General features: G+C 71.6%; 5 protein-coding genes. 4 read left to right on the top strand and 1 reads right to left on the bottom strand.

The annotated features are described in order from the left end of the window. Window positions 1-435: 435 nt before the first annotated feature. Window positions 436-1,473, top strand: a complete 1,038-nt coding sequence (locus OEB96_RS12345; protein ID WP_266215786.1) for a hypothetical protein — start codon at window positions 436-438, stop codon at window positions 1,471-1,473. 10 nt (window positions 1,474-1,483) lie between these two features. Here the strand turns inward: OEB96_RS12345 and OEB96_RS12340 are convergent, their stop codons facing one another. After that, on the bottom strand, window positions 1,484-2,743 hold the full coding sequence (locus OEB96_RS12340; protein ID WP_266215785.1) for a sulfotransferase family protein: 1,260 nt from the start codon (window positions 2,741-2,743) through the stop codon (window positions 1,484-1,486). A gap of 103 nt (window positions 2,744-2,846) precedes the next feature. Here OEB96_RS12340 and OEB96_RS12335 point away from each other — a divergent pair, with 103 nt between their 5' ends. Genes OEB96_RS12335 through OEB96_RS12325 form a run of 3 tightly spaced genes read left to right on the top strand, consistent with a single transcriptional unit; the run spans window position 2,847 to window position 12,291 of the window. After that, window positions 2,847-6,233: an AAA family ATPase gene (locus OEB96_RS12335; RefSeq protein WP_266215784.1), complete on the top strand. Its 3,387-nt coding sequence runs from the start codon at window positions 2,847-2,849 to the stop codon at window positions 6,231-6,233. Then, window positions 6,224-9,940, top strand: a complete 3,717-nt coding sequence (locus tag OEB96_RS12330) for an AAA family ATPase (RefSeq protein ID WP_266215783.1) — start codon at window positions 6,224-6,226, stop codon at window positions 9,938-9,940. The genes OEB96_RS12335 and OEB96_RS12330 overlap by 10 nt, the downstream gene beginning before the upstream one ends. Then, window positions 9,940-12,291, top strand: a complete 2,352-nt coding sequence (locus OEB96_RS12325; RefSeq protein WP_266215782.1) for an AAA family ATPase — start codon at window positions 9,940-9,942, stop codon at window positions 12,289-12,291. Before OEB96_RS12330 ends, OEB96_RS12325 begins: the two co-directional genes overlap by 1 nt. Window positions 12,292-12,310: the final 19 nt, after the last annotated feature.

Raw genomic sequence — 12,310 nt, 5'->3', positions numbered from 1 at the left:
CCGAAGTGGAAGTCGCCCACCGCAGGCCCGGGGCTCGTCACTCACCAAGCGCTCCCCGGGAACCAACCGAACGCATCACGCCGGCGTCGTGAAAGCCCAGGGTGCCGCCCCCCTGCGGGGATGGGTGCCGAAAATGGGAAGAATCCATCGAAGTTCGAGGGTAGCCGGATCCTCGCCGCGCCTGAACAACGTAAATATTCAATGATTTCAAATAGTTGAAATCGCAACGCAGTTTCGTTGGCTCGGATTCGCGGAAATGACGCGGTGGTACCCGATGATCCAGCCGGGCTGCAGACGCTCACCCGGGCATCGGGCACCCCTCGTCGACAGGGGGCGGATGCCGTCGAGATGGTCAGCGCCATGACCCGGCTTTCTCGATGCGTCGACCGGGTGACGCCATGCGAAGTCCCCATGGCACCGTGATAGCGTCGGCCCATGCTCGCTCGACGCTTGGCCTTGCTCTCGTTGCTCCCATCGATTCCGTTGCTGCCGGGTGGCTGCTACGGCGGAACCACGGGCAACGACGCGGGCGGCGCGGCGACCGACACCGAGGCGACGTCGGAGGACTCCTCGGGCCCCACGCCACCGACGACCACCACGTCCCCGGCCACCACCGAGCCCGGAGGCACGGGCACGGGCACCACCGCGGGCTCGGCCGACGGCGAGACGGGCACCGGCCTCGACACCGGCGGCAGCAGCGAGACGGGCATGGAGCCGGTGGGCAGCCCGGGGTGCATGGCGATGCAGAGCCTCGAGGAGGGCGAGCACCAGTTCATGCTCGATGGCCACGACCGCCGCTACATCCTGCGGCTGCCGCAGAGCTACTCCGCCGACCAGCCGTGGCCGCTCGTCTTCGCACTCCACGGCAACGGCGGGAGCCCCGACTACTGGGATCAGACCGGCGGCGATCGGGACATCCGCACCGCGTTCGCCGACGATGCGATCATCATCATCCCCGAGGCCATCGACAACCAGTGGCGCGACTACAGCGCGCCTCCCGATACGTGGCCCGAGCGCATCGAGCTCGAGCTGAATTTCTTCGACACGGTGCTCGAGGAGGCGCGCAACGGGCTCTGCATCGACGACGCCAACGTGTTCTCGATGGGCTTCTCCGGCGGGGGCTCGTTCTCCGGCGTGCTCGGCTGCCGCCGCGAGTACATCCGGGCGATCGCGGTGGGAGGCAGCGTGATCTACTTCGAGCCCACCGAGTGCATCGCGACCCCGGCCGCGTGGATCACCATCGGCGACGGCGAGCTGAACGCGGGGCGCGAGGAGTTCCGCGACTTCTTCCGCATGCTGGCCGGCTGCGCCGACACCTCGACCGACGGCAACCCGATGGGCTGCGTGAACTACGACAGCTGCAACGCCGACACCCCGGTGACCTTCTGCTCGCACCCGGCCGGCCACGTGTGGCCGTCGATCGGCACCGACGCCACCAAGGCGTTCTTCGAGCAGTTCTACGCGGCGGGCTAGCCCCTCGCGCTCACGTGGAGCCGGGGTCGAGGTCCGAGGACCACCGGAGATAGCCGCCGAAGCGCTCGGCGATCGCCTCGGATCGCAGCCCGAACCACTCCATGCGGTAGTGGTGGCGCCCGGAGTGCCCGCGCGGCTGCTCCCGTAGGTAGCGCCGGATCCGCTCCGCCATGCCCGACGGCCACGAGAGCGCCAGCGCCTCGTAGATCCGCTCGACCTCGGCCACGTGCTCCTCGACGAGCCTTCGGTGGACCATGTCGTAGAAGCGGGCCCCGACCGGGACTCGCTGGCGCGCGGCCATGCCCCGCTCGATCCCCTCGGCCGACAGCGGCAGCCACTGGGCGCCGATGCGGAGCGGATCGACGCGATGGTTGAAGGCGCTCTGGATGATGGCGGTGAGGTTGCAAAGCGACGGCAGCGCCCGGTCGAGCGCGCGATGGGTCTGGATCACGCACGCATCGGGAAACACCTCGAGCAACGACGAGAGGTGCCACAAATGGAACGGCCACTTGAGCACCAGGCGGCGAGCCGCGCCCGGAGGCCGCGACCACAGCAGCACCTGGAGCTGCTGGCGGTAGCTGCGATAGAACGCAGCGGCGTCGGTGCTCAGCATCCATCGCCCGTAGTCGTCGGCCTGGAAGGCGATGAACAGCGCGGTGAACACGTCGTTGTCGAACAAGAACTGGCACTCGTCGGGCATGTCCGCGTGCATCGGATGCGCGACCGTCAGCCCGGGGGCCAGCCGCCGGCCGATGACCACGGCTCGGTCCCCGAGCTTGCGCCGCTCTCGCTGCTCTCCATCGATGCGCATGCCGGTGGGCACGGGCCGCCGCAGCTCCCAGAGGCATGGAGCGTAGAGTGCCGGGTCCAGGCTCATCAGGTCGTGGAGCGCCGTCGTACCCGTGCGTGGCCAACCCACGATGAAGATCGGGCGCTCCACGGGGATCCGCTCGATCTCGGGGTGTCGCCGCAGGACCTCGGTCAGCTGCAGTCGATTGCACGTGGCCTCCTCGAGGAACGAGCGCATGGTGAGCCGCCCCAGGGAGGTCAGCGAGGCCTCGCGCTCGAGCGACTCCACCAGCCGATCCATGCGCTCCTGGTGACCGGGCATGCCCAGCGCGTGCAGACCGGTCCGCTGCCGGGCCCTGGAGATCGCGAGGCTCGGATCGAGCCAGTCACGCCCCAGGCCGAGCCGCTGTAGCCCCCCAATGACTCGGTCGACGGCACGCGAAGGCCAGGGCGGCCGCGGGGACACGAAGGGCTCGGACATCGCATGCATGCTACTTCAACCGATCGCACGACACCGACGACGAGGAGACGCCGGCGCGGGCTGCTCTGGCTCCGCCCTCCCCGGCCCGGGTATGCTTGGGTGCGTGTCGGTCGTGCTGACGCTCGAGCCGCTGGTGTTCCTGCGCGAGCACCCGTACGGCGCCTGCTATGCGTTCCCGATGGCGGCACCCAAGCAGCTCGCCCGCGGCGGCACGGTGGACGCCGCGCTCGAGGAGCAGCGCTCGTTCCTGACCAAGTACCTCGCGCGCTGCCCCGCGGGGCTCGTCGCCAAGTACGTGTACCCCGAGCAGGCGCGCTTGCTCGAGCTCCCGGTGGTGCTGCCACGGGGCGATCTGCCGCGGCGGCTGAACGTGCAGGCCCCGGTGACCGTGCCGTGCGTGGTGGTGCCCGAGGGGCGAGCGCACTGGGTGCACGTGGTGCCGCTCGGCCACTCCGTCTACGTGCGGCCCACCGAGGAGCTCTCGCGGCGGGTCACGGCCGAGATCGAGCGCATGGCGTGGGCCCAGAACCTCGACGCGAGCGAGTACCTGCGCCTGCTTCCGACCCCGGCGCATCGCCTGGTGCGGCTGCCGATCACGGTGGAGCGCGACGATGCCTCCGACGCCAGCCGCCGCGCGGCCGACCGCCGACGGCAGCAGGGCGAGGCCGACGAGCAGCGCGCGCGGGAGCGACTGGCGAGCGTGGGCACCGAGCTGCTGTCGAAGCATCGCGGGCGTCGCGAGGGGCCCCCGGTGGTCGGTCGCGATCGCGAGATCCGGGCGCTGGCAAGCCTGCTCGACGGGCGGGAGCGCATGAGCGTGGCGCTGGTGGGCGAGCCGCTGGTGGGCAAGAGCGCGATCGTGGAAGGGCTGGTGAGCCAGGCGCTGGTGCGGTTCTCGTCGCACCCGGTGTTCGCCACCTCGGGGGCGCAGCTGGTGGCCGGGCAATCGGGGTTCGGGCAGCTCGAGGAGCGGGTCGACGCGGTGATGAAGGCGGCCGAGGCGATCGATGCGGTGCTCTACTTCGACGATCTCGGCGATCTGTTCGCGGGGACCTCGGGAGGCATCGAGGACATCGCATCGATGATGCGCCCGTGGCTCGTGGATGGCCGCGTGCGCGTGGTGGGCGAGCTGTCCCCCGAGGTGCTCGAGCACCACGAGAAGCGCCACGTGGCGTTCTTCGGCGCGCTGCAGCGCATCACCGTCGAGCCGCTCGACGCGGGGGCGACCCGCGCGATCCTGCGGGCCCGCATCGGGCACCAGGCGGCGACGCAGCGCCACCGCCCGCGACTGCTCGAGAGCTGCGTGGATCCGCTGGTGGATCTGTCGGAGCGATACCTGCGCTACCACTCGTTCCCGGGCAAGGCGGTGGTGCTCGCGGAGGAGCTGCGGGCGATCCACGACGGCGAGGTGGACGAGGACGGACGACCGCGAGCCATCGGCCCCCACGACGTGTACCGGGCGTTCTCGGTGCGCTCGGGCATCCCCATGTTCTTGCTCCGCGAGGAGCAGGCCATGCGCCACGCGGAGGTGCTCGCGTTCTTCTCGCGGCGGGTCATCGGGCAGCGCGAGGCGATCGAGCGCGTGGCCTCGGCGCTGTGCACGGTCAAGGCGGGCCTGCAGCCGCCGAGCAAGCCGCTGGCCAATCTGCTGTTCCTCGGACCCACGGGGGTGGGCAAGACGGAGGTGGCCAAGACGCTGGCGCGCTTGCTGTTCGGCGACACCAGCAAGATGGTGCGCTTCGACATGAGCGAGTACGGCGATCCCCTTGCGGCCGAGCGGCTCATTCGAGGCACCGAGCGCGAGGACGGCGAGCTGACCCGGCGCGTGCGGCAGCAGCCGTTTTGCGTGGTGCTGCTCGACGAGATCGAGAAGGCTCACCCGGCGGTGTTCGACCTGCTGCTGCAGGTGCTGGGCGAGGGACGCCTGTCGGATGCGCGCGGGCGCACCACGTGGTTCCACAACTGCATCATCATCATGACGAGCAACCTGGGGGCGAGCCACCGCCGGCCGCGCTCGGGGTTCGGTGGCGCGGCCGACTCGGCGCGGGCCGAGCACCAGCACTACCTCGACCAGGTCGAGCGCCACTTCCGGCCCGAGCTGGTCAACCGCATCGATCGCATCATCCCGTTCTCGTCGCTGAGCGCCGCGGAGATCTCCGAGGTCGCCAGGGTGGCCCTGCGGGGCCTGCTCGAGCGCGAGGGGCTGACGGTCCGGGGGATCGAGCTGGTGGTGTCCGAGGCCGCGCTGGCGGACCTGGCCTCGGGGGGATTCTCCGACGTCTATGGCGCACGAGCGCTGCGACGCCACCTGGAGGACCACCTGGTGACTCCGATCGCCCGGCTGGTGTCGGAGGCCGGCTCCGATGCCGAGGGCGGCACGATCCACGTTGCCCTGCACGAGCAGGAGCCGGCCCCGGCGATCCCCAAGGGGCACGCGCTGGTGGCCAAGCGGCACTCGGGCGCGCTCGAGGTGGTGCTGATGCGGCGGCCCGCTCGCGAGGAGCGCCGGACGAGCCACGCGCTGCAGTGGATCGCGGGCCTGCGCCGGTCCGCCGCCACGTGTCGCGGTCTGGAGTCGGTCGTCGAGCTTCGCGATCGCCGAGCCACCTTGGTGGCCGAGCTCGCAGGCGCCCGGCATCGCTCCTCGCCGGCGACGCTGGCGTTCGAGCACGCACGGCTGGACACCCACCTGCGGGCCCTCGACGATGCCATGGAGGCACTCGAGGGCGCCGAGGATCTGGCCATCGCCGCGCTGGCGGAGGGAGAGTCGGCCGACGCCTACGTCGACGATGCGGCGCAGGCCCATGCGGGGTTCGAGCGCGCGTTCGTGCAGCTGGTGCTGGGAGCCCACGCGCTCGATGCCATCGTGCTGAGGGTCAAGGCGCACACCGACACGATGCGGCTGACCCGGTGGTTGCTCGGGCTGCTCGAGGCGGCGCGGCAGCGGGGCTGGCGGGTGCTCGTGCATCGCTGGGAGGATCGCGAGCGCCCCCCCGAGTGGCCCCCGGCGCTGCCGTGGGGGCCTCCGCGCGAGCCGGCGTGGGTCGAGCAGGCGCTGCAAGGCGCCGAGCCCGAGGCGATTGCCAGGGCCTTCCGCGGGGTGCTGGTGCGGATCGCGGGGCCGCTGGCGGGCTCCTCGATGGCCTACGAGCTGGGGCTGCACCGCTACTTGCCGCAGGCGCCGGGGGAGGAGCTCGAGCACGTCGACATCGGGGCGGTGTCGATGGCCTTCGACGTCACCGAGGAGCAGCTCGGGTCCGAGGCGCTGGCCCTGGGCAAGCCCGAGGAGCGCGGGGTGCTGGCCCGAACGCCGGCCGTTCGCGAGCACGACCCCACGGCGGGCGAGGTGCGAGCGCCCAGGGCCAACCAGGCGTTCTCGGTGGATCCCGCGGACTACTGGTCGATGCACGAGCGGATCGTGTTCTCGCTGCTCGCCGACGCCCTGGTGCGCGGTGAGGATGCGATCCCGGGAGACGGCACGTGGAGCTGACCTTCACCGTGTTCCAGCGCCGCCGCGGGCGGCACTACGAGTGGTTCCCCCTCGGCCTGGGTCGGCTGGGTCGCGCGTGGCAAGGGGCCAACCTGGCCAAGATCGAGTCGTCGCTGACCGAGGCGCTGCGCAAGTCCCTGACGGATGCGATGCCCGCCGTGCTCGAGCCGCTGGAGATGATCCCGGGGCGACGGCTGGAGCTGGTGGATCTGTCGCTGTCGCTCTCGTCCCGCGGGCGTCTCCACGGCAAGTTCCCGCTGGTGGTGGAGCCCCGCCCCGGCGGGCCCGCGGCGGACGGTGAGCCCTTGCGATGCGTCTACCACCCGCTGCGATCGACCGAGTGGTTTCCCTGGCCCGAGGGAGAGTCGCTGGCCGAGCGAGCCACCGCGTATCTGCGCACGCAGTGGAGCGAGCTGGGCGAGGACGAGCTCGAGGACCTGCGCGCCCACAAGAACGATCGCCTGCGCGTGGTGTCGATGTCGGTGACCACCAAGAACCTGCGCAACCAACTCGACGACGACGACGACAAGAAGCGCAAGGAGGGCGGCTCGCTGGTGGGCGGCGGGCCCCGGCTCCGGGGCAGCGCCCTGCTGGCCCAGCTCGCGGTCGACGAGACCCGACGGGCCATCGACGGGCGCCTGCCCTGCGGCATGCCACGCCGACCGCTGCGCGATCGACTGGCGCAGCTGGTGGCGGGCAAGCGCCGGGTCTCGGTGCTGCTGGTGGGACCCTCGGGCTCGGGCAAGAGCATGCTGGTGCGCCAGCTGGTGCACGACCTGCTGCAGGTCGACGACTACCCCAGCCACCGCAACTACGATCGCCTGCATCCGGTGTTCCGGTTGGCGGGGCGCCGCATCATCGCCGGGATGTCGTACCTGGGGCAGTGGGAGCAGCGCTGCGTCGACGTGGTGGAGGCGGGCCGCAAGGTGGGCGCGGTGCTGTGGATCGAGGATCTGCACGCGTGGGGACGGCTGGGCGAGACGCAGCAGAGCGATCGCAGCCTGGCCAGCTTCTTTCGCGGGCCGGTGGCACGCGGCGAGCTGGCCATGGTGGGCGAGGTGACGCCCGAGCAGTACCAGCAGCTCCAGGACGATGCCCCGGCGCTCGCAGCCGCGTTCACCACCCTGTTCGTCGAGCCCAGCGATCGAGCCGAGACGATGCGCATGCTGGTCCACGAGTCGCGCGCGCTCGAGCTGCGGCACCGGGTGTCGTTCGACCCCGCGGCGCTGCGCACGATCTACGAGCTGGGCCATGCGCTGGGCTCGGGCAGCGCCCAGCCGGGCCGGGCCATCGAGCTGCTGCGCAGCATGGCCGCGGCCGACGACGTGGGGAGCCTCGACCTGCGACAAGTCGAGGCCGCAGTGCGTCGCGGTCGCAAGATCGACGCGATCAAGCTCTACCGCTCCATCTGCGGCGAGGGCCTCAAGGACTCCAAGGATGCGGTGGAGCAGTTCATGAGCGCCGGGCACTGGCCGCTGCGGGGCCTGGCCGCCGAGCCCCCGCCGCTGCGGATCCGCAGCGAGCGCGCCACCGACTTCGGGCACCGTCCAAGGACCTCGGAGATCGATCCCGCAACGGTGATCCGACGGCTGGCCCGGCGCACGGGCATGCCCGAGGTGCTGCTGTCGCCCCAGCGCTCGCTGTCGAGCGTGCACCTGCGAGAGCAGCTCGCGGCCCAGATCATGGGGCAGCCCGCGGCGGTCGACGCCATGACCGCGCTGGTGCTGCGGATCAAGGCGGGCCTGACCGATGCCTCACGGCCGTGGGGCGTGCTGCTGTTCACCGGTCCCACCGGCACCGGCAAGACCGAGATGGCCAAGTGCCTCGCCGAGTACCTCTATGGATCCACCGCGCGGCTGCTTCGCTTCGACATGGGCGAGTTCGCCGACCCGTATGCGCCCGCGCGGTTGATCGGCGACCGGGCGCGGCCCGAGGGCGCGCTGACCTCCCGGGTGCGCGTGCTTCCGTTCTGCGTGGTGCTGCTCGACGAGATCGAGAAGGCCCATCCCTCGGTGCTCAACCTCATGCTGCAGCTGTTCGACGACGGACGGCTCACCGACGCCGCGGGCACGCTGGTCGACTTCACCCACACCGTGGTGGTGATGACCAGCAACCTCGGCGCGCGGGCCATCCCCCCGGCCGGCTTCGGCGGTCGGATCCACGGCAGCGCCTCCGAGGTGGAGGCGGCGGTGCGGGAGTTCTTCCCCCCCGAGCTGTTCAACCGCATCGATCGCGTGGTGCCGTTCGAGCCGCTGGAGCGCGCGGCGGCCACCCAGATCGCGCGGCGGGAGCTCGATCGCCTGCTGACCCGACGCGGCCTGACCGAGCGCAACGTGTTCGTGCGCTTCACCGACTCGGTGGTGCGGGGGGTCGTCGACGAGGCGTTCGACGCACGCTACGGGGCGCGCTCGCTCAAGCGATGGCTCGAGGATCACATCGGCGCATGGCTGGCCGACGAGATCGCGGGACAGCCCTCCGCGGGCCTGCGGGTGCTGTGGCTGCACCGCGGCCCCGAGGGCCTGCGCCTGCACGCCGAGCTGCTCACCGAGGCCGAGGCATGGGGCGAGCCCGGCCCCTTCGAAGCGCTGCTCTCCTGGAACGCCAGCCGCCTGCGCACCCAGGTGCCCGGAGCGCTGCAGCGGCTCGAGCGGCTGCTCGAGTCCCCGCGCGTGGAGGCGCTGGCACGGGCCCTGCGGCAGCGGCTGGCCGCCTCCGTGCACGGCGATGCCGACGCAGCCGATGCGGTGTTCAACCTCGAGGGCCTGCGCAGCGAGCTGACGGGCCTCCGCGAGCGCCTGCGCACCCAGGCCGAGTACGACCCCTTGCTGCTCGCCCGCTCCGAGCTCGAGGAGCGGGCCGATCACGAGGGCGAGCTCATCGAAGCCGGCCGCTTCGGTCGCCTGCGCATCGGCGGCGATCGCTGGACGGGGGACATCATGGTGCGCGTGCTCTCCCCCAATCCCCTGGGCCCCAGCCTCCCCATGCAGCGCCGACCCGACTTCGTGGGCGCCCTGGCGGATCTCTACTTCATGGAGCTGGCGCTCGAGCACGCACACGAGCCCGAGTACCACGCGGTGCTGCTGGAGCTGTCACGGGTGAACCGACCCGAGCAGTCCAATCGCTTCCTCGAGGCCGGCCCGGGCCTCGTGGAGCAGCTGGCCCGGGCCTACGTCGAGCATGGCCGCGGAGAGCCCGACGCCTGGGAGGCGGACGGCGGCACGACCTCGACCCTCGACGAGGCGCTGGCGCGTGCCAACGAGCGCCTGGTGATCCGCCTGGTGGGCCCAGCGGTCCGCGCGTCCTTCGAGGGCGAGCACGGCAGCCACGTGCGCCACGGCCTGGGCGGCGGGAGCGAGGTGGTGCGAGTGCGGGTGCTCGACGGATCGATCACCCCGGCCGAGCACGTGCGGCGGCTCGAGACCGAGCGCGAGGCGTTCGTGGCCGGGCTCGAGTCCGGGGCCGTCCCCCTGCCCGACAATCCCGATGCGGTGCTGCCCATCGTGCGGCGCTATCGCTTCGATCCGCCGCGCCCCGGCGAGCCGACCTCCATCGAGATCGAGGACTACCCCCTGGCCCATGCCGTACAGACCCGTGCGCGCGGCCTGGCGGACGTGCTGCCCTCGCTGTGGCTGCTGCGGGTAGGACGACGATCGGCCGGGCTCCCGCGGGCGTCCTCCCCCGCGGAGCAGGAAGGGGTCGAGAGCTGATGGCGCGCCCGAGCTTTCGCGTGCACCTGTCGACCCACCACGACGGGCGCATCACCGGGCGTCTGTTGCCCTCGTCGGGGCGCGAGGCCCAGCCCCCCGCGGGCTACGGAGAGACCTCCGAGCAGGTGCTGTCCCAGATCGCGCTGGCGATCGAGGAGCGCAGCGCCGAGATCCCGAACTACCTGTGGGAGACCCCCGTCGAGCTGCATCAGGTGCGGGTGTCGGTGCACCCCCAGGCCGTCGTCAAGCAGCGCCACGTGATCGGCAAGCAGGAGATCGTGCTCCCGATCACCTATGCCTCGTCTCGACAGGAGGACGGCGGCCATCGGGTGCTGGTGCCTCGCTTCGACTGGTGGTTCCAGCTCGAGGACGTGGACATGGCGCCCGGCGTGATCAAGCAGGCGGTCAGCACCGCGCTGCTGGGCGAAGGCGGAGCCTCGCTGCTCGAGCTGCGGGCCGAGTCGCACGAGCAGGTCATCGAGTGGTCGCCTCGGCTGCCGCGGGGCGCCTCGCGAGCCCGGAGCGCGCCCGAGTCCAGCCGCACGCCCACCCTGCACGCGGTGGCCGAGGAGCTCGTGGCCCAGGCCAAGCACCGCCGGGGCCGACCGGTGGTCGGGCGGATCGACGTGGAGCGCTGGCTACCGCTGGTGCTGCGCGAGTCCCCGCGGTCGCTGCTGCTGGTGGGCCCGACCGGGTGCGGCAAGACCACGTGGGTGCGGGCGTTGGCCCGGCGGCTGTCGCAGCTCGACCCCGCGGAGCACCCCTACGTGCCACGGATCTGGAGCACCAGCGCGGATCGAATCGTGGCGGGCATGGCCTACCTCGGCCAGTGGGAGCAGCGCTGCCTCGACCTCGTCGACGAGCTCGGCGGGGAAGGCGATCTGCTCTACGTGGGAGGCCTGACGGGGATGGTCCGTACCCGCACCGGCCGCACCTCGATCGCCGACATGCTGCTGCCGGCGGTCCAAGACGGCGAGCTCTCCCTCGTGTGCGAGTGCGACGAGGCCACCCACGAGATGCTCAGCGCGCAGCACCCGGGGCTGCTGGGGCAGATGGTCATGGTGCGCATCGACGAGCCCTCGACCTCGGCGATGCCCCACCTGCTCGACGAGTACCAGCGCCGCGTGCTGCGGGGCCTGAGGATCGAGCCCGCGGGGCTGCGGCGGCTGGTCTCGCACCTCGATCTGTTCCAGCGCGACATCGGCTTTCCGGGCAAGGGCATTCGCTTCATCGACTGGCTCGGTGCCGAGCAGGGCGCGACGGTGGGGCCGGGGCGCACCGAGTCGGCCACCGAGCCGTCCGTCGAGTCGGCCACCCCCACGACCGAGCACGACGCCGAAGCGGTTCGAACGCTGACGGCCGACGAGGTCAGCGAGGCTTTCGCCCGGGCCACCGGCCTGCCCCTCGAGATCATCTCCGATGCCCGCACGGCGAGCCTCGAGACGATCCAGCGCCGCCTGGAGGCGGGCGTGATCGGGCAGCCGGAGGCCTGCCGCGTGGCGGCACGGGTGATCACACGGCTCAAGGCCGGCCTCGACGATCCGCTGCGACCGGTGGGGAGCCTGCTGCTGGTGGGTCCCACCGGGGTCGGCAAGACCGAGCTGGCCAAGCAGCTCGCGCGCTACCTCTTTGGCGACGCCGAGCGAATGATCCGCCTCGACATGAGCGAGTACATGATGCCCGGCTCGGCCCCTCGCCTGCAGGCGGTGGGGCGCGGCGTCCAGAGCCTCGTGGAGCGGGTCCGCAGCCGCCCGCTGTCGCTGGTGCTGCTCGACGAGATCGAGAAGGCCCACCCCGAGGTCTTCGACCTGCTGCTGGCCATGTTGGGCGAGGGGCGCATGACCGACCTCGACGGACGCCTGGTCGACTTCTCGATGACGATCGTGGTGATGACCAGCAACCTCGGGGTCACCCGCACCGCCGCGCCGGGCTTTGGCGGACGGCGGGCCGAGGGCGCCGAGCTGGTGGGAGAGGTGCGCAAGCACTTTCGACCCGAGCTGTTCAACCGCATCGATCACGTGGTGCCGTTTGGCGCGCTGTCGCCCGAGGACATCCTGAAGATCGTGGAGCTCGAGCTGCACAAGGCCGGCGGCCGCGAGGGGCTGCAACGGCGAGGGCTACGGCTGGTGGCCGACACCGCAGCGCGGGCGCGGCTGGCCGAGCTGGGCTTCCATCCCACGCGCGGGGCTCGACCCCTGCGGCGGGTGATCGAGGAGCGGGTGATCGGGCCGCTCGCGGTGCGGTTGGCCGCGGACCGGGCGCTTCGCGATGCTGCGATCCACCTGGTGGTGGAGGGGTCGGAGCGCGCACGCGAGCTGATCGCCCGTGGCCGCGTGGTCGTGGAGGTTTGAAATCGTCCCCCCGAGGGCG

The organism is Paraliomyxa miuraensis (assembly GCF_026337845.1).
GTDB classification, from domain to species: domain Bacteria; phylum Myxococcota_A; class Polyangia; order Nannocystales; family Nannocystaceae; genus Paraliomyxa; species Paraliomyxa miuraensis.
Note: the sequence above shows the minus strand (reverse complement) of the source record. Positions and strands in the feature narration are given on the sequence as shown.